The sequence below is a fragment of the Streptomyces sp. NPDC053367 genome, assembly GCF_044545925.1.
Lineage (GTDB): Bacteria > Actinomycetota > Actinomycetes > Streptomycetales > Streptomycetaceae > Streptomyces.
On record NZ_JBITYN010000007.1, the window covers coordinates 495964 to 516826 of the forward strand.

At 71.0% G+C, this 20863-nt stretch carries 22 protein-coding genes; 14 read left to right on the top strand and 8 right to left on the bottom strand.

Annotated elements, in window-relative coordinates; translation table 11 throughout:
* The first annotated feature begins 29 nt into the window (after nt 1-29).
* Nucleotides 30-806: a phosphate ABC transporter ATP-binding protein PstB gene (gene pstB, locus ACIGXJ_RS22295; protein ID WP_399648033.1), complete on the top strand. Its 777-nt coding sequence runs from the start codon at nt 30-32 to the stop codon at nt 804-806.
* A gap of 727 nt (nt 807-1533) precedes the next feature.
* On the opposite strand, the gene ACIGXJ_RS22300 is transcribed toward pstB, so the two are convergent.
* Nucleotides 1534-2532 (bottom strand): anion permease, encoded by a 999-nt coding sequence (locus ACIGXJ_RS22300; protein ID WP_399648036.1) that lies wholly within the window; start codon nt 2530-2532, stop codon nt 1534-1536.
* A 7-nt stretch (nt 2533-2539) separates the two neighbouring features.
* Nucleotides 2540-3160 carry a DUF47 domain-containing protein gene (locus tag ACIGXJ_RS22305; protein ID WP_399648038.1) on the bottom strand — a complete coding sequence of 207 codons (621 nt, stop codon included), beginning with the start codon at nt 3158-3160 and terminating at the stop codon, nt 2540-2542.
* Nucleotides 3161-3391: 231 nt separating this feature from the next.
* Here ACIGXJ_RS22305 and ACIGXJ_RS22310 point away from each other — a divergent pair, with 231 nt between their 5' ends.
* Complete coding sequence (locus tag ACIGXJ_RS22310) at nt 3392-3739, top strand: metal-sensitive transcriptional regulator (RefSeq protein ID WP_399648040.1); 348 nt, start codon at nt 3392-3394, stop codon at nt 3737-3739.
* Nucleotides 3740-3808: 69 nt separating this feature from the next.
* Here ACIGXJ_RS22310 and ACIGXJ_RS22315 read toward each other — a convergent pair whose 3' ends face one another.
* Both ACIGXJ_RS22315 and ACIGXJ_RS22320 read right to left on the bottom strand, forming a co-directional pair.
* A complete protein-coding gene (locus ACIGXJ_RS22315) occupies nt 3809-4003 on the bottom strand; it encodes a hypothetical protein (RefSeq protein WP_399648042.1) in 195 nt (64 codons plus the stop codon).
* A 98-nt stretch (nt 4004-4101) separates the two neighbouring features.
* Nucleotides 4102-4926, bottom strand: a complete 825-nt coding sequence (locus ACIGXJ_RS22320; protein WP_399648044.1) for a hypothetical protein — start codon at nt 4924-4926, stop codon at nt 4102-4104.
* Nucleotides 4927-5071: 145 nt separating this feature from the next.
* Between ACIGXJ_RS22320 and ACIGXJ_RS22325 the strand changes: the two genes are divergently transcribed.
* Nucleotides 5072-5242 carry a hypothetical protein gene (locus ACIGXJ_RS22325; RefSeq protein WP_399648046.1) on the top strand — a complete coding sequence of 57 codons (171 nt, stop codon included), beginning with the start codon at nt 5072-5074 and terminating at the stop codon, nt 5240-5242.
* A 20-nt stretch (nt 5243-5262) separates the two neighbouring features.
* Here ACIGXJ_RS22325 and ACIGXJ_RS22330 read toward each other — a convergent pair whose 3' ends face one another.
* From ACIGXJ_RS22330 to ACIGXJ_RS22340, 3 genes are all read right to left on the bottom strand, one after another.
* Complete coding sequence (locus ACIGXJ_RS22330) at nt 5263-5964, bottom strand: phosphatase PAP2 family protein (RefSeq protein WP_399648048.1); 702 nt, start codon at nt 5962-5964, stop codon at nt 5263-5265.
* A 236-nt stretch (nt 5965-6200) separates the two neighbouring features.
* The gene (locus tag ACIGXJ_RS22335) at nt 6201-7208 is read right to left on the bottom strand and encodes an NlpC/P60 family protein (protein WP_399648050.1); all 1008 of its coding nucleotides are present in this window, start codon (nt 7206-7208) and stop codon (nt 6201-6203) included.
* A gap of 117 nt (nt 7209-7325) precedes the next feature.
* On the bottom strand, nt 7326-8282 hold the full coding sequence (locus ACIGXJ_RS22340) for an oxidoreductase (RefSeq protein ID WP_399648053.1): 957 nt from the start codon (nt 8280-8282) through the stop codon (nt 7326-7328).
* Between the two features lie 88 nt (nt 8283-8370).
* Here ACIGXJ_RS22340 and ACIGXJ_RS22345 point away from each other — a divergent pair, with 88 nt between their 5' ends.
* From ACIGXJ_RS22345 to ACIGXJ_RS22375, 7 genes are all read left to right on the top strand, one after another.
* The gene (locus ACIGXJ_RS22345; protein ID WP_399648055.1) at nt 8371-8979 is read left to right on the top strand and encodes a TetR/AcrR family transcriptional regulator; all 609 of its coding nucleotides are present in this window, start codon (nt 8371-8373) and stop codon (nt 8977-8979) included.
* Nucleotides 8980-9237: 258 nt separating this feature from the next.
* A complete protein-coding gene (locus ACIGXJ_RS22350) occupies nt 9238-9546 on the top strand; it encodes a hypothetical protein (protein WP_003991275.1) in 309 nt (102 codons plus the stop codon).
* A gap of 219 nt (nt 9547-9765) precedes the next feature.
* Entirely contained in the window at nt 9766-10569 is an 804-nt protein-coding gene (locus ACIGXJ_RS22355) for a hypothetical protein (RefSeq protein WP_399648058.1), read from the top strand.
* Nucleotides 10559-11893 carry a hypothetical protein gene (locus ACIGXJ_RS22360; RefSeq protein ID WP_399648061.1) on the top strand — a complete coding sequence of 445 codons (1335 nt, stop codon included), beginning with the start codon at nt 10559-10561 and terminating at the stop codon, nt 11891-11893. Before ACIGXJ_RS22355 ends, ACIGXJ_RS22360 begins: the two co-directional genes overlap by 11 nt.
* Nucleotides 11890-13446, top strand: coding sequence for an SCO6880 family protein (locus ACIGXJ_RS22365; RefSeq protein ID WP_399648064.1), 1557 nt, complete (start codon nt 11890-11892; stop codon nt 13444-13446). Before ACIGXJ_RS22360 ends, ACIGXJ_RS22365 begins: the two co-directional genes overlap by 4 nt.
* An 11-nt stretch (nt 13447-13457) precedes the next feature.
* The gene (locus tag ACIGXJ_RS22370) at nt 13458-14867 is read left to right on the top strand and encodes an ATP-binding protein (RefSeq protein WP_399648068.1); all 1410 of its coding nucleotides are present in this window, start codon (nt 13458-13460) and stop codon (nt 14865-14867) included.
* A gap of 98 nt (nt 14868-14965) precedes the next feature.
* Complete coding sequence (locus ACIGXJ_RS22375) at nt 14966-16408, top strand: type VI secretion protein (protein ID WP_399648120.1); 1443 nt, start codon at nt 14966-14968, stop codon at nt 16406-16408.
* On the opposite strand, the gene ACIGXJ_RS22380 is transcribed toward ACIGXJ_RS22375, so the two are convergent.
* Nucleotides 16405-17007 carry a GNAT family N-acetyltransferase gene (locus tag ACIGXJ_RS22380; protein ID WP_399648069.1) on the bottom strand — a complete coding sequence of 201 codons (603 nt, stop codon included), beginning with the start codon at nt 17005-17007 and terminating at the stop codon, nt 16405-16407. The two genes, ACIGXJ_RS22375 and ACIGXJ_RS22380, sit on opposite strands and share 4 nt — an antisense overlap.
* Nucleotides 17008-17099: 92 nt before the next feature.
* Between ACIGXJ_RS22380 and ACIGXJ_RS22385 the strand changes: the two genes are divergently transcribed.
* From ACIGXJ_RS22385 to ACIGXJ_RS22400, 4 genes are read left to right on the top strand one after another with little or no spacing between them, the layout of a single operon-like run.
* On the top strand, nt 17100-18032 hold the full coding sequence (locus ACIGXJ_RS22385) for an ABC transporter ATP-binding protein (protein ID WP_399648071.1): 933 nt from the start codon (nt 17100-17102) through the stop codon (nt 18030-18032).
* Nucleotides 18029-18811, top strand: coding sequence for an ABC transporter permease (locus ACIGXJ_RS22390; RefSeq protein ID WP_399648073.1), 783 nt, complete (start codon nt 18029-18031; stop codon nt 18809-18811). Before ACIGXJ_RS22385 ends, ACIGXJ_RS22390 begins: the two co-directional genes overlap by 4 nt.
* The gene (locus tag ACIGXJ_RS22395; protein WP_399648075.1) at nt 18808-20100 is read left to right on the top strand and encodes a sensor histidine kinase; all 1293 of its coding nucleotides are present in this window, start codon (nt 18808-18810) and stop codon (nt 20098-20100) included. The genes ACIGXJ_RS22390 and ACIGXJ_RS22395 overlap by 4 nt, the downstream gene beginning before the upstream one ends.
* The gene (locus ACIGXJ_RS22400; RefSeq protein ID WP_399648078.1) at nt 20097-20762 is read left to right on the top strand and encodes a response regulator; all 666 of its coding nucleotides are present in this window, start codon (nt 20097-20099) and stop codon (nt 20760-20762) included. Before ACIGXJ_RS22395 ends, ACIGXJ_RS22400 begins: the two co-directional genes overlap by 4 nt.
* Nucleotides 20763-20863: the final 101 nt, after the last annotated feature.

Below are 20863 nucleotides of genomic sequence, written 5' to 3' on the forward strand. Positions count from 1 at the left end.
ACCGATCGAAATCTGGAAGTGAAGCAATCATGGCCAAGCGAATCGACGTAAGCGGACTGACCGCCTACTACGGATCCCACAAGGCGATCGAGGACATCTCGATGACCGTCGAGCCCCGCTCGGTGACGGCCTTCATCGGCCCGTCCGGGTGCGGCAAGTCGACCTTCCTGCGCACGCTGAACCGGATGCACGAGGTCACGTCCGGCGGACGGGTCGAGGGCAAGGTGCTGCTGGACGACGAGGACCTGTACGGGGCGGGGATCGACCCGGTGTCCGTGCGGCGTGAGGTCGGCATGGTGTTCCAGCGGCCGAACCCGTTCCCGACGATGTCGATCTTCGACAATGTGGCGGCGGGGCTGCGGCTGAACGGCAACTACAAGAAGAGCGAGCTCAGCGACATCGTGGAGAAGTCGCTGAAGGGCGCGAACCTCTGGAACGAGGTGAAGGACCGCCTGAACAAGCCCGGCTCCGGGCTCTCGGGCGGCCAGCAGCAGCGTCTGTGCATCGCGCGGGCGATCGCCGTGGAGCCGAACGTGCTGCTGATGGACGAGCCGTGCTCGGCGCTGGACCCGATCTCGACGCTCGCGATCGAGGACCTCATCGGTGAGCTGAAGGAGCGCTTCACGATCGTCATCGTGACGCACAACATGCAGCAGGCGGCGCGGGTGTCCGACCGGACGGCGTTCTTCAACCTGGCGGCCGTGGGCCAGCCGGGGCGTCTGATCGAGATCGACGACACGGAGCGGATCTTCTCCAACCCGTCCGTCCAGGCGACCGAGGACTACATCTCCGGCCGCTTCGGCTGAGCCGTCGTTCCTCCCCGAACCCCTCGCGGTGCTGCATGGCGGTGCCACCGCGAGGCAGAAGAGGGCCCGCCCCCCGGCTCCCGGGGGGCGGGCCCGCTCTCGTCCGCCTGCGGCGGCCTGCGCGGGCCGGGTGGGGGCTGCTGTAGCCCACCGAGTTCGGTGGGCGGGCCGGGGCCGGGGAGGGGGGGTCGCTTCCCCTTGTACGCACCTGACGGCAGCCCCCAGGGGCGCGGGGAACTGCGCGCCCAGCCCCGAACGACCCGCACCCGCCCACGGCGAGACGGGCCTGCCCGGATGGGCGGCTTCCAGGGGCGCGGGGAACCGCGCGACAAACCACCGACGGGCCCGCACCCGCACACGGCGAGACGGGCCCGGTCGGATGGGCGCTTCCAGGGGCGCGGGGAACTGCGCGACAAACCACCGACGGGCCCGCACCCGCCCACGGCGAGACGGGCCCGGTCGGATGGGCGCTTTCAGGGGCGCGGGGAACTGCGCGACAAACCACCGACGGGCCCGCACCCGCACACGGCGGAACGAACCCTGCCGGGATGGCGGCCTTTCAGGGGCGCGGGGAACTGCGCGACCGACCACGAACGGCCCGCACCCGCACACGGCGGAACGAACCCTGCCGGGATGGCGGTCTTTCAGGGGCGCGGGGAACTGCGCGACAAGCCGCCGACGGGCCCGCACCCGCGCACGGCGAGAACGGGCCGAGTGGGACGGCGCCCTACAGGAAGGCCAGATTCACCAGGCCGAACGCGCAGGCGGCCACGGCCCCCGCCGCCGGCATGGTGATGAACCAGCCCAGGACGATGTTCTTGGCCACACCCCAGCGGACGGCGTTCACCCGCTTGGTCGCCCCGACGCCCATGATCGCGGACGTGATGACATGCGTCGTGGAGATGGGCGCCTTGAAGAGGAAGGCCGTCGTGAACATGATCGACGCCCCCGTCGTCTCGGCGGCAAACCCCTGCGGCGGATCCAGCTCGATGATCTTGCGCCCGAGCGTACGCATGATGCGCCAGCCGCCGGCGTACGTACCGAGGGAGAGCATCACGGCGCAGGCGATCTTCACCCAGATCGGGATCGGATCGTCGGATCCCTGGACGTCGGCGATGACGAGGGCCATCACGACGATGCCCATCGTCTTCTGGGCGTCCTGGAGGCCGTGGCCGAGCGCCATGCCCGCCGCCGAGACGGTCTGGGCGATGCGGAAGCCGCGCTTGGCCTTGTGGGGGTTGGCGCGGCGGAAGATCCACATGATCGCGGTCATGACCAGGTAACCGGCGACGAGGCCGACCACCGGGGACACGAACATGGGGATGACGATCTTCTCCAGGACGCCCGACCAGATGACGTCCGTGCCACCCGCGAGGGCCGCGCCCACCATGCCGCCGAACAGCGCGTGCGAGGAGGACGAGGGAAGGCCGAAGTACCAGGTGACGAGGTTCCAGACGATGGCGCCCACGAGCGCGGCGAAGAGGATGCCCATCCCCTTGTCACCGGTGGGCGTCTCGATCAGGCCCTTGCTGACGGTGTGCGCGACCCCTTGGCCGAGGAAGGCACCCGCGAGGTTCATCACCGCGGCCATCGCCAGCGCCGCCCGTGGCGTGAGCGCGCGGGTCGACACCGAGGTGGCGATGGCGTTGGCGGAGTCGTGGAAGCCGTTGGTGTACGTGAAGCCGAGCGCGACCGCGATGGTCACGACCAGAGCGAAGGTGTCCATGGACGGGTCAGGACTCCTTGACCGCGATGGTCTCCACCGTGTTGGCCACGTGCTCGAAGGCGTCGGCGGCCTCCTCGAGGACGTCCACGATCTGCTTGAGCTTCAGGACCTCGATGGCGTCGTACTTGCCGTTGAAGAGGTGGGCGAGCAGCTTGCGGTGGATCTGGTCGGCCTGGTTCTCCAGGCGGTTGACCTCGATCCAGTACTCCGTGAGGTTGTCCATCGTGCGCAGGTTGGGCATGGCCTCGGCCGTCAGCTCGGCCGCCCGGGACAGGACCTCGATCTGCTGCTCGACGCCCTTGGGCAGCTCCTCGACGTTGTAGAGGACGACCAGGTCGACGGCCTCCTCCATGAAGTCCATGATGTCGTCGAGGGAGGACGCGAGGGAGTAGATGTCCTCGCGGTCGAAGGGCGTGATGAACGAGGAGTTCAGCTGGTGGAAGATCGCGTGCGTGGCGTCGTCACCGGCGTGTTCCGCGGCCCGCATACGCTCTGCGATCTCGGCCCGGGCGGAGGTGTCCGCCCCGAGCAGTTCCATGAGGAGCTTCGAGCCCGTGACGATGTTGTCCGCGGACGCGGCGAACATGTCGTAGAAGCTCGTCTCCCTGGGGGTCAGACGAAAGCGCACGTGGGGTCCTCGGGGTGCTTCGGTTTCGGTCAGGCTGATGCTAGGCGCAACATTCGGCCACGGCTAACGGGCCGTCCCCCAGTGTCGCCCATCAGGCAGAGTTATCGGCAGGCGGGCGGGGCAGGCCGTACAGAAGGTGGTCTCGGACACAGGGCCCTCATACCCGCGAAATTCGGTACCATATACCCGCCGGGGGTATATGACCAAGCTCGTCTTGATTGGGAGGCCGTGATGACGACCACCGAGGCCGGCGCAGAGGCGCCCGCCGAGGCCGTGGTGACCGACCACGACCATGGAGTGCACGGGTACCACAAGCAGAAGGACGAGCACCTCAAGCGCCTGCGGCGGATCGAGGGCCAGATCCGCGGCCTGCAGCGCATGGTCGACGAGGACGTCTACTGCATCGACATACTCACGCAGGTGTCCGCCTCCACCAAGGCGCTGCAGTCCTTCGCCCTGCAGCTCCTCGACGAACACCTGCGGCACTGCGTGGCCGACGCGGCCCTCAAGGGCGGCGACGAGATCGACGCGAAGGTGGAGGAGGCCACGAAGGCGATCGGGCGGATGCTGCGCACCTGAGCCGGGCCGCGGGACGGGAGGCGCTGTGCGGCGGGCGGTGGTTCTCGGCCGTCCGCCGTCGCCGTCCGTCTACGCCTCGGCGCCCGGGTCGTTCCTCGTCCCGGCTCGCTCCTCGGCGACCCTGAGCACCGCGTCGATGCAGTCGAGGCTGAGCCGCTCCACATCGGCCGCCGAGGCCGCGATGATCAGCTCCCCGCACAGCTCGATCTCGGCGAGGGCCACGTGGTCCTGCACCGCCGTACCGCCGACCGGAGCCACGCGCATCACCTCTCCTCCGCCGTCACCGGCTTCCTAGAGTAGGGAGCGGCCTACGCACCGCGCATGGCACGGACGGGCTAGTTCTCATACAAGTGCGGGGCTGCTCACTCCTCCGCGATCCGGCCCGCGTAGATGTCCTCCTCGGCCGGCAGCCGCACGTCGGCGGGGACTCCGAAGTCATACAGGAGCGTGGTGGAGGCGACCGCGACCGTCGCCCGGTGGCGGCCGTTGACGAAGCTGAAGCGGTGCCGGATCTTACGGATGCGGCCCTCCTCGTCGAGGAACACGTCGAACGGCACCACGGACGTGGCGAACCCTTTCGCCGCCGCCGCCAGGGAGTCCCGCGCGCCCCGGGAGGCGCCGCGGGCGGCCGCCGAGAGGTCGGCCGTGCCCCGGTAGTGCCACACCTCGGTGCCCGCGATGTCGGTGGTGCCGACGAAGGTCGCCGAGCGGGTGCCGCGCAGCACCTCGGCCGCCGCGAACGGGTCGGTGGCCCCGCCGGTGACCAGGTTCCCGTCGGACAGCGTCGCCGTCTCCACCCGCACCCATTTGTCGGCGGGCACGCCCGCGCCCCGGTTCTTCATGAACAGCGCGCCCGGCGCGAGGAGTTCGGTGATCGGCCGGTGCTCGGTCCGGCCGGCCGGATCCTGCGGCAGCAGCACCCTGAGCCGGCCCAGCTGCCGGGTGTAGTCGTAGACGCCCTCGCCGCGGATGGTGACCCGGGTGCCGCCGGTCGCCATCTCCATCGACGTACGCGCCTTGGAGCTCTTCGCGTCCACCAGCGCGTCCGCCGCCTCGTGCAGGGTGTGCACCGGGTCCTCGGCGGCTGATCCGGGGCTCCCGCATCCGGCGGAGCCGAGGCAGACACAGGCCATGAGCCCCGCCGCCACAACCGTCCCGCCCGCCCTGCCGTGCTGCCGCTCCGCCATCGCCTGCCTACCCCCAGCCGTACGTCCGTCAAGGGCCCCCGATGTGACGGTTAACGACGGGTAGGGGGTGCCGTCACGCGGTCGGCCGGGGGAGGCGGAGATGCGGGAAGCCCGTGGTTCACCCGGGCTGGGTAACGTTGTCGACGTGACGCAGCAGGAGCGCTTCGCGCCCACTCAGGAGCCCGTCGAGCACCGGACCACCACCGTCGAACAAGGGCCGTTCTGTGTGGCCCGCTGCAGCTGCGGCTGGCGCGGCCCGGCGCGCAGGGCACGGAGTCTGGCCCGTGCCGACGCGGCCGGCCACGAGGAGAGCTGAACGCCGGGCCGCCGCGGGCCTCAGGCCGCGAGGTCCTTCTCGGTGTCGGGGACGGTCTCCGCACGGGTCCCGGGGGTCACGGCGCCCCCCTCGGGCGATCTGCGGCGGATCAGCCGGCCCGCGCGCGGGGAGCGTTCGACCGCGCGCGTCAGCGGGGTGAGCAGCGCCATCGCGAGCGGCGACAGCAGCAGTGCCACCGCGGTGCCGAGGGCGAACCCGCCGATGACGTCCGTCGGGTAGTGCACGCCCATGTAGACGCGGCAGAAGCCCTCCAGCAGCGCCAGCCCTATGCCGATGAGCCCGAAGCGGCGGTTGGCGACGAACAGCGCCACCGCCATGGCCATGGTGAGGGTGGCGTGGTCGCTGACGAACGAGAAGTCGTCCTTGCCGGACACCAGGACCTCCAGGCCCTGATGGTCACGGAAGGGTCTGGGCCGCTCGACGAAGCCTCTTATCGGTACGTTGACCAGGACGGCGATCCCGGCCGCGAGCGGCGCCCACACCAGCGCGGCCACGGAGGAGGCGGCCTCCTCGGCGGACGCGCGCCGGCTCACGGTCCACCAGCACCACAGCACGAGCAGCACCATGGCGAACAGCAGCCCGAACTCGCCGACGAACTCCATGACCCTGTCGAACCAGTGCGGTGCGTCCTTGGCCAGGCCGTTGATGTCGTAGAGCAGCTCGACGTCGGGGTTCGACCCGGATTGCGCGAGTCCAGCCATGGTGCAGCGGCCCCTTCGTCGTACGGGCGGTCAGGATCCTTCGGTGATCCGTGCGAAGAGTCGTTCGACGGACCGTCCGGTGAATCGTTCGGCGGATCGTTCGGCCGATCCGTCAACAGGAACGCACGGCTCCCACTGGTTCGTTCCACACTCCACTGAATGATCACGCAGACGTTATCGAAGAGAGACCCATCGCCGCAGCTCAGGGGAGGGGTTCACGCTCGGTTCACCCGGTTTCAGACACCTGTGGGCAACGCTTTCGCGCCATCGGCCGTGACGCGGGTCGCACCGAAGTACTTCGCCGTATCGATCGGGTCGAACCGGATCACGGCTCCCGTGCGCGGCGCGTCGATCATGTACCCGCCGCCGACGTAGATCCCCACGTGGTCGATGGCCCGGGAGTTGTACGGATCGGTCGAGAAGAACACCAGGTCACCGGGGAGCAGCTCGTCCCGCCCCGGATGCGGCCCCGCGTTGTACTGGTCGTTCGCCACCCGCGGCAACGTGATCCCCACGCTCTCGTACGCCGCCTTGGTCAGCCCCGAGCAGTCGAACCGGCCCCCCTGCTCGGGCGTCCCGTTCCCGCCCCACAGATAGGGCGTGCCGAGCTTGCTCTGCGCGAAGTGGATGGCTCCCGCGGCCTGCTGGGAGGGCTCGACCCGGTCGACGGGGGCGGCGAAGCTCGCCTGAAGGGTCGTGATGGTCTTCACATAGTTCTGGGTCTCCTTGTACGGCGGCACGCCTCCGTACTTGATGACCGCGTACGCCCCCGCGTTGTAGGCGGCGAGCATGTTCCTGGTGGCGTCCCCGGGCACGTCCTTGACGTACTTGGCGAGCGTGCAGTCGTAGGAGGCCGCCGAGGGGATCGCGTCCTGCGGGTCCCACACGTCCCGGTCGCCGTCCCCGTCACCGTCGACGCCGTGGGTCGCCCAGGTGCCGGGGATGAACTGCGCGATGCCCTCGGCCTTCGCCGGGCTCTTGGCCTTCGGGTCGAAGCCGCTCTCCTGGTAGAGCTGGGCGGCGAGCAGCGCGGGGCTGATGGCGGGGCAGAGGTTGCCCCAGCGCTGCACCAGGCTCTGGTACGCGGCGGGCACCGCGCCCTTGGCCAGGGCGCGCCCGCCGCCGCCGACGCCGTTCATCAGGTTCCCGGCGACGACGTACACGCCCACCACGAGCAGCATCACGAAGCCGAGCCCCGCCGCGACTGCGGCACCCGCCACGACCCACGCCTTACGCACCGTCAACCGCCCCTCACCCGCCGGGAGTACGCCCGCGTCAGTCTAGGAGCTGCCCGCCCGGAATCCAGTGCAAGCCAGGCTCTCGTGAGGGATGGGGACCTGACGGGGCGTCCGTGGCGGCGCTCACGCCCTCCCGGCGCCCACCGGGAACCCCACGCCCGTCAGCTCCTCCGACACGTCCCACAGTCGCCGCGCCGCCTCCGGGTCGCTCGCCGCGGGCGACCGGCCCACCAGGGTGGGTGCGCCGCGCAGTTCGCCGGGGCCGGACGGTCCGACGTAGCTGGCGCCGGGGAGGTTCTGGGTGGCGGCGTACAGGGTGGGGAGGGCGCCGGCGGTGTCGTCCTGGGCGATGAAGCGGTTGCCGAGCTGCATGACGGCCCGGGTGACGGGGTTGGCGGCGTGGCTCTGCAGGTTGGTGGCGGACCAGCCGGGGTGGGCGGCGAGGGCGCGGACGGCGGAGCCGGCCTCGGACAGCCGGCGCTGCAGCTCCAGGGTGAACAGGAGGTTGGCCAGCTTGGACTGGGCGTAGGCGGCCTGCGGGGTGTAGCCGGACCTCCAGTGGAGGTCCTCGAAGCGGATGCGGTTCCTCGCGCCGCCCCAGCGGTGGGCCCCCGAGGAGACGGTCACCACCCGGTCCGTCACATACGGCAGCAGCAGGTTGGTCAGCGCGAAGTGGCCGAGATGGTTCGTGCCGAACTGCATCTCGAAACCGTCCCTGGTCTCCTGCCGGGGCAGCATCATCACGCCCGCGTTGTTGATCAGCACCTCCAGCGGGCGCTCGCCCCACTCGTCGGCGAAGGCGCGCACGCTGGACAGGTCGGCGAGGTCCAGCCGGCGCACCTCCGTGCTGCCGCCGATCGCCGCGGCGGCGCTCCGCCCCCGCTCCGGGTCCCGTACCGCCAGCACGACGTGCGCGCCCGCGCGGGCCAGCGCCGCGGCGGCGGCCCGGCCGATGCCGCTGTTCGCGCCGGTGACCAGTGCCGTACGGCCTGACAGATCGGGGAGCCGGGAGGCGTTCCACTTGGCCGGCCGGGACGCCGGCGTGGATGCGGAGGGCGTGGAGGAGGGCGTAGAGGACATGACGTCAATGTAGGCATCAGCAACAATGCTGTCAATGACAACATCAGCCAAGCCGGAACCGGCCGGTCAGTGACTACGTACAGCTACGATGCTGACCATGTCCGAGCACCGCCCCTACCACCACGGAGACCTCCGCGCCGCCCTTCTCGCCGGCGCCGAGGACACCTTGCGGGAGAAAGGGGCCGCCGCGCTCTCCCTGCGCGAGCTCGCCCGCACCACCGGCGTCAGCCACGCCGCCCCGACCCGCCATTTCAAGGACAAGCAGGCCCTCCTCGACGCGCTCGCACTTTCGGGCTTCCAGCGCATGACCCGGGCCGTCCACGGTGCCGACGACCCCTCCCTCCCCCTCGAGACCCGGCTCACCGCCCTCGCCCGCGCCTACCTCCGCTTCGCCGTCGACAACGCGGCCCTGCTGGAACTGATGTACGCCCGCAAGCACGACCCGGACATCTCCGACCAGCTCGCAGCGGCGGTGGAGGGCGCCATGACGCCCTTCTTCCGGCTCGTCACCGACGCCCAGGCGCGCGGCGAGATCATCGCGGGCGACCCCGAGCGCATCACCCTTCTGGCGGGTGCCGCCCTGCACGGTGTGGCCGCCTTCACCGCGGGCGGCCACCTTCCGGCCGAGGCCGCGCTGGATTCCGTCGGAGAGCTGGTCCACCACCTGCTGCACGGCCTCACCCCCCGGCAGGGTTAGCCTTCACCCGACGGACCGTCACGGCGCGCCGCCCCGACGGTAAAAGGGGTCAACGACGGAACCGCCGACAGGTTCCGCTCAGGCCTCATTGCCCGGCGTGACCTGCCGTGATACACAGAGTTACCAAGGTATTCGTACGAAACCCGCCAACCAATGACGCCAAGTCGACATACTGCGGCGCCATTGTCGGCGAGAATGGGCCTGACCTCTGCACACCGCAGGGGATAGCGGAACTACCCACCAGGGGCGGTGACTTACATGCTCTTTGCGGCCGACAAGGGAGACATCAACACCATCATCGGCGGGATCGCTCCGGACTGGGGCCCCTTCGGCAGCCTGGGCAACGAGGCGAAGGTCATGATCGAGGTCGTGATGGCGGTCGCCATCCTGCTGTGCCTCGGCATCGCCATCTGGGGCGCCGCGAAGCAGCGCATCGGCGCGACGGCCCTGCGGGACACCTTCAGCGCGGAGCAGGGCAAGGGCCTGATCATCGCGGGCCTCACGGGCGTCTTCATCATCGGCTCGCTCGGCACGCTGTTCACGATCGTCTACGGCATGGCGGTGTAGGGCGGTGTAGCACCTCGCGCCCGACGGGCACGCACGCCCGGCCCGGCCCCGTCCTGTCCCCACGTCCCACCCGTCCGTCGTGCCCACCGGCTGAGGTTGCGTCTCCCTGATGTCGAGTCACCACACCGCGCCCGCGCGGGAACCAGCACGGCTACCGTCGTATGACGACGTGTTCCGGCACGAGGTGCTTCCGTACGACGCCGAGGGGGCGTGGGCCGCATGAGTCTGGGAGACGAGCACGACACGCACGCCTCCGGCGGTTACGCGGGCACCCGCACGCGCCTCCCCGAAGGCGACCCCTACACCGGCGGCCCCCGCCGCCGGCCCGCCTCCTCCCGCAGCCTCATCACCGTCGTGGCCGTCGTCGTCCTCCTCATCGCCGCGATCGCCTTCGCCAACCGCGGAGGAGACGATTCACCAACCGACGCCGAACCCGGCAGCAAGCCCCCTGAGACGTCATCGACGGCCCCGACGGGGACCCGCCCGGTCGCCGCGGGCTTCGCCCACGACCGCCAGGGGGCGGAGAGCGCGGCGGCCAATTACGCGGCTGTACTGGGCTCGGACGGCATGTTCAACAGCGATCGACGCCACGCCATCGTGCAGGCCATCGCCGATCCCAGCGCGGTGGGGCGCCTCCAGGCCGGCTTCGACGCCGACTACTCACCGGACTTCCTCAAGAAGATCGGCCTCGACAAGGACGGCACGGCCCCTGCCGGAAGCACCTTCGTCAACCGCACGCTGCCGGCAGGCACCAAGGTCACAGCCTTCAGTTCCGACGCGGCGACCGTAGAGGTCTGGTGTAACGGCCTCTTCGGTCTTGCCGGCGAGAACTCGACGAACCCCGTGACCAACGGCTGGTTCACCGTGACGGTGGAGCTGAACTGGAGCGGCAACGACTGGAAGGTCCTGGAGACCAGTCAGAGAACCGGCCCCACTCCCGTGCCCGGGGACAACCCGGTGTCGGATGCTGACGAGATCGGCCAGGCGGTCGAGGAGTTCGGAGGCTTCACCTATGCCCGGTAACCCGCGCCGCACGTTCAGGCTCGCCGGCCTGGTGGCCACCACGCAGGCAGCCGCCGTCCTCCTGGCCGGCCGTGCCTTCGCCGAACCGTCGCCCAGCCCGTCCAAGAGCGACGACCCCTGCGGACTCATCGCAGGCCCCGCCAAGCGCTACTGCGAAGGCGACAGCGACAGAGGCGCCGCGGTCAACCCCTCCCTCGACCCCACCTCCACGCTCGACCCCCTCTCGTCGCTGGCGCGCGGATGCGCCGACGCGGCGGGGTGGACGATCGACAAGCTCAGTGAGGCCGTGAAGGACACCGCGACGGTGGACTTCACGAACGCGAAGTTCCTCCAGCAGTACGCGGTGGTCTTCGCGGCGTCGACGATCCTCACCCTGCTGCTGTGGCTGCTGGCCGTGGCGAAGAGGGCCGTGCGGGGCGTGCCCATGAGCACCGCCATCTCGGAGGCCATCGGCTTCCTCTGGCTGACGGTGCTGGCGTCCGCGTTCACGCCGCTCGTCCTGTACACCATCGTCTCCGCGACGGACGGCATCAGCGAGGTCCTCGCGAACACCACCGGCGACCAGACCGACGTGTTCTTCGGCAACTTCTCCGGCGCCCTGGAGAAGGGCGAGGACATCGGCGGCGGCCCGATCATGCTGATCGTCGTCTCCCTCGTGTCCATCCTCGCCGCCGGCGTCCTCTGGCTGGAGCTGGTGATCCGCGCCGCCCTGCTCTACGTCGGCGCACTCCTCGGCACCGTCGTCTACGCCGGCCTCGTCGACAAGAACCTCTGGGGCCACGTCCGCCGCTGGGCGGGCATCATGATCGCGGTCATCCTGGTCAAGCCGGTGATCGTCATCGTGCTCGGCCTGGCCGGGGCCCTGTCCGCCGACGACGGCCCCGACGCGTTCTCCGCGGTCGTCTCCGGCCTCGCCATCATCCTGCTCGCCATCTTCGCGTCCGCGATGATCTACCGCTTCGTGCCCGGCTTCGGCGACGAGATCGCCGGCTCCCGCAGCAACCGCATCATGCAGGGCGCCGAGGGCAAGGCCGCCGCCGTCATCAGCTCCCCCGCGACCCTCGTCGCGCAGGGCATCAAAACCCACAGCACCCGCGCCGACAGCAACGGCGGCGGCACGGGCAACGGCGCCCCCCGCCCCGCCGGTCAGACCGCCGGCGGCATGGCCGCGCACAGCTCGCGCACCTCGACCGGTGGCGGCGGATCTGTCCCCTCCGCCGCGCCCTCGCCCCGCGCGGGCAGCCCCGTCAGTCCGGTCAACACACCCCACGCCAGCAGCACCCGCAACAGCAGTACCAACCGCACGGGAGGTGAAGGGCGTTGACGACCGAGTCCCATCTGTCCCATCCGGTCACGCCCCGCCGTACATATCTGATCGGCCGCGCCCGGCCGAACGCGATCGTCGGCCGGAACCGTGAGTCCGGTGAGATCGCGCTGATCATCGGCGGCGCGTTCCTCGGCATGATGTGCGGTCTCCTCGTCCCGGTGCTGTCCCTGCGCATCGTGCTGCTCATGGGCTTCCCGCTGCTCGCGCTCGCCGCGGTCTACGTGCCGTACAAGCAGCGCACGTTCTACAAGTGGTTCGAGATCAACCGCAGCTACAAGCGCACCCTGCGGCAGGGCACCGTCTACCGTTCCGGCGCCATGGAGGCCGGCACCCGGATCGACGGCCGCGAGGTCGAGGTCGGGCCCCCGCCCGGGATCGGCCGCATCACCTGGCTGGCGGCCCCCTTCGGGCCCGACGAGATCGCCGTGCTGCTGCACGCCGACCGCAGGACCGTCACCGCGGCCATCGAGATCGAGGGCCCCGGCGTCGGCCTGCGTGACAGCGAGGACCAGGAGGCCCTCGTCGACCGCTTCGGCACCCTGCTCAAGCACGTGGCCAACGGCGACGGCTTCGTCACCCGCCTGCAGATGCTCGCCCGCACCCTGCCCGCCGACCCCGACGCCCACGCCAAGGACGTCGCCCAGCGCGGCGACGAGCGGGCACCGGCCTGGCTGCAGCAGTCGTACGACCAGCTCCAGTCGATGGTGTCCACCAGCAGCGAGCAGCACCGCGCCTATCTCGTGGCCTGCATGCACTTCACGCGCGAACTGGCCGCCGAGGCCAATGCCATGGCCCGCGCGGCCCGCCCGCACGGCGGCAAGGTCGACCGGGACTCCGGCCTCGCGGTCGTCATGGCGCGCGAGCTGACCGACATCTGCTCCCGGCTGCAGGAAGCCGACATCCGGGTACGGCAGCCCCTGGGCCAGGGCCGGCTCGCCTCCCTGATCCACTCCATGTACGACCCGGACCACCCGATCGACCACATCCAGGCGATGACGAAACGTAATGCCTGGCCGGCCGAGCTGGACGCCATGGAGCCCACCTACCTCCAGGCCAAGACCCGGGAGTCCTCCACGCGCGCGCCCTGGTGCCATGCCACGGCCTGGGTGAAGGAATGGCCGATGACGCCCGTCGGCGTGAACTTCCTGGCGCCGTTGCTCGTCCACACCCCGGACGTCATCCGCACGGTCGCCGTCACGATGGACCTCGAACCCACCGAGATCGCCATCGAACGCATGCTGACGGAGAAGACCAACGACGAGGCGGAGGCGTCCCGCGCCGCGAAGATGAACCGCACCGTCGACCCCCGGGACGTCGCCGCCCACACCCGCCTCGACCAGCGCGGCGAGGACCTCGCCAGCGGCGCCGCCGGAGTGAACCTGGTCGGCTACATCACCGTCTCCTCGCGCAGTCCCGAGGCTCTGGCCCGCGACAAGCGCACCATAAGGGCGTCGGCCGGGAAGTCGTACCTGAAGCTGGAGTGGTGCGACCGCGAGCACCACCGGGCCTTCGTGAACACGCTTCCGTTCGCCACCGGCATCCGAAGGTAGGGACCATCCGCATGCGGGATCCGCTGTCCGTCCTCACCGACGCCTTCACCTCCTTCCTGTTCGGGAAGGTGGAGACGACCCGTCTGCCCGTGCGCACCTCCACCGGGCAGGCCCAGGCCGTCTACCTGCCCACGGCCGCGCCCGGCCTCGGCGACTCCGGCGTGATCATCGGCCGCGAGGTGTACTCCGGCAAGGGCTACATCTACGACCCCTTCCAGCTGTACGGCCAGCAGCTCCCCGCCCCCCACTGGCTGGTCCTCGGCGAGTCCGGCAACGGCAAGTCCGCGCTGGAGAAGACGTACGTCCTGCGCCAGCTGCGCTTCAAGGACCGCCAGGTCGTCGTCCTGGACGCCCAGGGCGAGGACGGCGTCGGCGAGTGGAACCTCATCGCGCAGGAGCTGGGGATAACTCCCATCCGGCTGGACCCGACGGCCGCCCTGAACATGGGCATCCGGCTCAACCCCCTGGACCCGGCGATCACCACCACGGGCCAGCTCGCGCTGCTGCGCACCATCATCGAGGTGGCGATGGGCCACGGCCTCGACGAACGCTCCGGCTTCGCCCTGAAGGTCGCGCACGCCTACGTCAACGAGACGATCGTCGAGCGCCAGCCCGTCCTCACCGACATCGTCGAGCAGCTACGGCACCCCGAGCCGGAGTCGGCCGAGGCGATGAACGTCGACATAGACGACGTACGGGCGTGGGGCCTGGACGTGGCCCTGGTGCTCGACCGGCTCGTCGACGGTGACCTGCGCGGCATGTTCGACGGCCCGACCACGGTCGGCATCGACCTGGACGCGCCGCTGATCGTGTTCGACCTCTCCCACATCGACCGCAACTCCATCGCCATGCCCATCCTCATGGCGATCGTCGGCGTGTGGCTGGAGCACACCTGGATCCGCCCCGACCGCAAGAAGCGCATCTTCCTGGTGGAAGAGGCCTGGCACATCATCAACAGCCCGTTCGTGGCCCAGCTGTTCCAGCGGCTGCTGAAGTTCGGCCGGCGGCTCGGCCTGTCCTTCGTGGCCGTCGTCCACCATCTGTCCGACGTGGTGGACGGGGCCGCGGCGAAGGAGGCCGCGGCGATCCTGAAGATGGCGTCGACGCGGACGATCTACGCGCAGAAGGCCGACGAGGCCAGAGCGACCGGCCGCGTCCTGGGCCTGCCGCGCTGGGCCGTGGAGATCATCCCGAGCCTCACCCCCGGTATCGCCGTATGGGACGTCAACGGCAACGTCCAGGTCGTCAAACACCTGGTCACCGAGACCGAACGCCCGCTGGTCTTCACCGACCGCGCGATGACCGAGTCCTCCGCCGACCTCGCGCACGACGCCCTGCTCGCCGCCGAGCTGGAGGCGGAGGAGCGCGCGGCGGCCTTCGTGGAACAGCACCTCGGCGACTCCGAGTCGACGGTGGCGTGAGGGAGCGACGGGTGAAGGCCCAGCATCAACAACGGGAGTCCCAGGGCGGCGGCATCCCCGACGGCCTGCTGATCGGCATACTCGCGTTCCTGGTCGGCATGACCGTGCTGGTCTGGTCGGCCACGGGCCTCGCCGCGTGGTTCGCCCACGGCAGCTGGCCGGACACGGTCACCTTCGCCCGCACCCCGCCGGCCATGCGCCACCTCATCGGCCGGCCGCACGACCTTCCGGGCGCCTGGCCGGACACCCCCGCGACCGCCCTGTCCGGCTACGGCCTGTTCTGGGGCCTGCTCATCGGCCAGCTGATGATCCTGGTGGTCCTCACGGTCTTCGTCCTCGGTACGGTGGCGCGCTGGCGGGCCGTGCGCAGGAGACGCGGAGAGCAGCCCCAGGAACAGCCGCGACAGCGGGAGCAGCACCCGCGGTACGACGTACCGCAGCCCCGGACCGAACAGCGGCCCACCCCTGACAAGGCGCTCCCGGAGAAGGCGCTGGTCCCGGAGAAGGCCCTGGCCCCCGAGAAGCCGCTCCCCGACGAGCCCGCCCTGGAGGCGGTCCCGGCGACACCGCCCGGGCCGGCGACACCGCCCGGGCCGGCGAAACGGGCCGGCGGCTGGGCGAACGCCCTGGTGGCGACCACGAGCGAAAGCCGCCAGGACACGGCGACGCGGGCGCTCCAGGACGCGGAAGGCCCGGCCCTGGTCGTCACCTCCAACCCCGCCCTCTGGCGGTCCACCAAGGACGCCCGGTCGAAACTCGGCCCGGCCCACCTCTACGACCCCACCCACCGCTGCGACACCCCGGCACGGCTCCACTGGTCCCCCACGACCGGCTGCGAGACCAAGGAGACCGCGGCACGAAGAGCGGCCGCGCTCCTCACCCCGGTCCGCCCCACCTCCCGGCTCGACCAAGCGGTCGGCGACACCGCCGAAACGCTCTTGCGCAGCTACCTCCACGCCGCCGCCCTGGACGGCCGCACCATCCGCCACGTCCACCGCTGGTCCCAGGGCAACCAGATCCAGGACGCCGTCAAGACGCTCCGCACGCACCCCAAGGCCGCGCCCGGCTCCGCGGGCGAGCTGGAGGCCGCTCTCACCGCCCACCCCGAGCGCCGGGACATGGCCCAGGAACTGACCGGCCGGGCCCTCGCCGCGCTGTCCACGGTGAACATCCGCGAGGCGTGCACTCCCAACCGAACTGATGCCCTCGCCTTGGATTCCTTCATCCACGAAGGGGGAACGCTTTATGTGGTAGGCGAGTCCATCGAGGACCCCCGCACGAACCCGGGCGCGATGCCCCTCCTGACGGCCCTCGTCGCAAGCGTGGTCGAGCGCGGCCGGCGCATGGCCGAACGGTCATCCTCCGGTCGGCTCGACCCACCACTCACGCTGGTCCTCGACGACATCGCGGCCGTGGCCCCCTTCGCCGAACTCCCGGAACTCCTCGCCCGCGGAACCGAGACCGGCCTGCCCGCCCTCGCCCTGGTCCGCTCCCGCGAACAGGCCCGCTCCCGCTGGCCGCACGACGAACTGCCCGTCTAGCCCGTCAGTTCGGACGGTGACGCGATCCGGGCGAACCCCTGACGCTCGAGCACGAACTCCAGCTCCTTCTCCCCGGGCGCCTGAGGCAGCGGCACGGTCAGCCCGCTCGGCACGAACCCGGCCCGGCGATAGAAGCCCTGCGCCCGGGCGTTGTCCTCGTGCACGATCAGCCGCACCCGCTCCAGCCCCCGCTCCCAGGCCCACTCCACGGCCGCGTCCAGCAGGGCCCCACCGACCTCGCCGCCCCGCCACTCCGGTCGTACGAACACCCCTACGACATGACCCTGATGCCGCTCGACCGGAAACCCGGCCCAGTCCGTGGAGCCGGCCTCCTCGACGAGCAGCGCGAGGGTGCCCGCCCACTCCCCGTCGGCGGTCTCGGCGATGAACTGCCGCGCCCCCGAGGCCCCTTCGGCGGTACGGGCCGTCCGCTCCCGCCAGAAGGAGTCGGGCCGCTCCACGGCCTCCTCGTAGGTCTCCAGGAAGGCGATCGGCGCGACCGGGTCGCGCAGCGCCAGCAGCCGCAGCGCCTTGGCCTCCCGCCACTCCTCGGCCCTGACGGGCCGTACGACGAACTTCTGATCAGCGGAATCGGTCATGCGGGCCACCGTAGTACCGAGGTACTACGGGCTCACCCGATATACGGCCGCCGTCCGACGCCCCGGGCGCCCGCGAGGACGAGCATCGAAGCATGATTACGGCGCAGCAGCTCACCAAACGCTACGGCGGCCGACGCGGAAAGACCGCCGTCGACGGCCTCTCCTTCACCGTCCGGTCCGGCACCGTCACCGGCTTCCTCGGCCCCAACGGCGCCGGCAAGTCCACCACCATGCGGATGATCCTCGGCCTGGACGCCCCGACCGAGGGCACCGCCACCGTCGACGGCACGGCCTACGCCGCCCAGCCGGCGCCCCTGACCCGCGTGGGTGCCCTGCTGGAGGCCCGCTCGGTCCACCCCGGCCGCACCGCCTACCACCACCTCGTCGGCCTCGCCCTCACCCACGGCATCCCGCGCTCCCGGGTCGAGGAGGTGCTGGAACTGGCCGGCCTCACCGAGGTCGCCCACCGCCGGGTCAAGGGCTTCTCCCTCGGCATGGGCCAACGCCTGGGCATCGCGGCGGCGTTGCTCGGCGACCCGGACACCCTCGTCCTCGACGAGCCCGTCAACGGCCTCGACCCCGAGGGCGTGCTCTGGATCCGCACCCTGCTCAAGACCCTCGCGGCGGAGGGCCGTACGGTCTTCGTCTCCTCCCACCTGATGAGCGAGATGGCCCTCACCGCCGAGCACCTCGTCATCATCGGCCGCGGCCGCCTGCTGGCCGAGACCACGGTCTCCGACTTCGTACGGGACTCCGGCGCCGGCACGGTCCGGGTCGTCACCCCGGACGCCGAGACCCTGACCGGGCTGCTCCGGGCCCCCGGCGTGACCGTCACGGCCACCGCCCCCGGCACCCTCGACGTCCGCGGCACCGACGCCGAGCACATCGGCCGCACGGCCGCGGCCCACGGCATCCCGCTCTTCGGACTCTCCTCGCACGCCTCCTCCCTGGAGGACGCGTTCATGGCGCTCACCCACGACTCGGTCGAGTACGGCGCCTCCCACCTCGAAGGAGCCCGCGCATGACCACCGCCACGGCCCCCGTCGCCGTCACCCCCGCCCGCGTGCTGCGCGCCGAATGGCACAAGCTGTGGACGCTCCGCTCGACCTGGGTCAGCCTGGCCCTGACCGTCGTCCTGACCATCGGCACGGGCCTGCTCATCGGCGCGAGCTACGAGAGCGGAGGCGGCGACGACGACATCGACACCGTCCTCCTGGTGCTGCTGGGCATGCAGTTCTCCCAGGTCATCCTGGGCACGCTCGGCATCCTCGCCACGGCCGGCGAACACACCACCGGCCAGATCCGCGCCACCATGACGGCCGTGCCGCGCCGGCTGCCCGTGCTGTGGTCCAAGGCCGCCGTCCTGGGCGCGGTCGGCTTCGTCACCGTCCTGATCACGAACTTCCTCACCTTCCCCCTCGCCCAGACCTTCCTCGCCGACACGAACCAGGCCGCCTCCCTCTCCGACCCCGGCGTGGCGCGTGCGCTCGTCACCAACGCCGCCGGTCTCGCCCTCCTCGGCGTCCTCGCCCTGGGCCTCGGCTCGCTGGTCCGCTCCGTGTCGGCGGGCATCGGCGCCCTGATCGGCCTGGTGATGATCCTCTCGGAGGTCCTCTCCCTGCTCCCCTACGACTTCGTGGACGACGCCACCCCCTACCTCCCCGGCAAGGCCCTCGAAGCCCTCACCTACGCCGACCCCACCCCTGACCTGGCCTCCCCCACGGGCGCCTTCCTCGCCATGGCCCTGTGGACCGCGGCCGTCCTGGGCCTGGCGGCGGTACTGCTCAAGCGACGGGACGTATGAGGGACTTCCGCGCACGCGGCGCGACCAGCACCATGGACGGCGTGCCGGAGGACCAGACGACCGAGAAGCCCCGGACGCCGGAGCCCCTCACCCAGTACCTCCAGCGGACCGTGCAGCGGGTGCGCGCCTTCGACCGGCGCCACCCGCTCGTCTGGGACCTGCACCTCGCCGGTTTCTGGACGACCGCGGCCCTGATCGACTTCACCGGCGACGGCTGGACCCGCATCGCCCGCAGCACCGACGTCCCCGGCGGTCTCGTCCTCGCCCTCAGCCTCGCTCTCTCCGTACCGCTGCTGTGGCGCCGCTCCCACCCGCGCGCGGTGCTGCTCCTGATGGCACCGGCCCTGCTGGCCAACGCCTGGACCGGCGCCCTCCTCCAGGCCGCACTTCTCCAGCTGCTCGTGGTCTTCCACATCGCCCTGCGCAGCCCGCTGCGGTCCCTGTGGTGGGCGGCGGCCGTCTGCATGGCACCCGTGGTCCTGACCGTCGTACGGCATCCACAGGGCCCCGCCGACGAGGACCTGGTACCGCAGGCGATGTCGCTGCTCGTCGCCGCCGCCGTCGGCGTCACGGTCCGTACCCGCCGCGACTACACGGCCGCCCTGGAGGACCGCGCCCGCCGCCTGGAGACCGAGCGGGACCAGCAGGCCCGTCTCGCCGCCGCCGCCGAACGCGCCCGGATCGCCCGGGAGATGCACGACATCATCGGGCACAACCTCTCCGTCATCACCGGCCTCGCCGACGGCGGCCGCTACGCCGCCGCCAGGTCCCCCGAGCGCGCCGGCCAGGCCCTCGACGCCATCGCCGGCACCAGCCGCCAGGCCCTCTCCGAACTCCGCCGCCTCCTGGACGTGCTGCGCGAGGACGAACCCGAACCGGCCGACCTCACTCCGCAGCCCGCCCTCACCGACCTCGACCGCCTCCTCGACGGCGTCCGCGCGGCCGGTCTCCCGGTCACCACCACCGTCGAAGGCACCCCGAAGATCTCCCCGGGCCGCCAGCTCACGCTCTACCGCGTCATCCAGGAAGCCCTCACGAACGCCCTCAAACACGCGGGCCCGAACGCCACTTCGTCGATCGTCCTCTCCTACGCCGACACGGGCGCGGTCACCGTCACGGTGACGGACACCGGCCGAGGCGGCCCGCTCCGGGGCAACGCCGGCCGCGGACTCACCGGAATGCGCGAACGCACGGCCCTGTACGGGGGCACCCTGGAAGCCGGCCCGCGCCCGCACCCGGAGCAGGGCTGGCGTGTCCATCTGCATCTCCCGGAGGAACCCGCACAGTGACCACCGTCCTCATAGCCGACGACCAGCCCCTCCAGCGCTTCGGCTTCCGCATGCTGCTGGAGAGCCAGGACGACATGACGGTCCTCGACGAGGCCGCCAACGGCACCGAGGCGGTCCGCAAGGCGGCCGACCTCCACCCGGACGTCGTCCTGATGGACGTCCGCATGCCTGGGCTGGACGGCATCGAGGCCACCCGCCGCATCACCGCCGCAGGCGACCGCACCCGCATCCTGATCCTCACGACGTTCGACCTCGACGAGTACGCCTACGCCGGCCTGCGCGCCGGTGCCTCCGGCTTCCTGGTCAAGGACGCCCAGCCGGAGGAGCTGCTGTCCGGCATCCGCGCGGTGGCCTCGGGCGACGCGGTGGTCGCCCCGAGCCTGACCCGCCGCCTTCTGGACGCCTACGCCCATCACCTCCCGGTGGCGACGACGGGAGACCCCTCGGCACCGGACGGGCGCCTGACCGCGCTGACGGAACGCGAGCGCGAGATCCTGACGGTCATCGGCAAAGGCTGGACGAACACGGAGATCGCCGACCGCCTCCATCTCGCCGAGTCGACGGTGAAGACCCACGTGGGTCGCATCCTGGCGAAGACCGGCTCGCGGGACAGGGTCCAGGCGGTGATCTTCGCCTATGAGACGGGGCTGGTCGCACCGTAAAAGGCCGTAAACGCAGAAAACCCCGCACCGTTCCCGGTGCGGGGTTTTCTCCAATGATTGTTCGGCGGCGTCCTACTCTCCCACAGGGTCCCCCCTGCAGT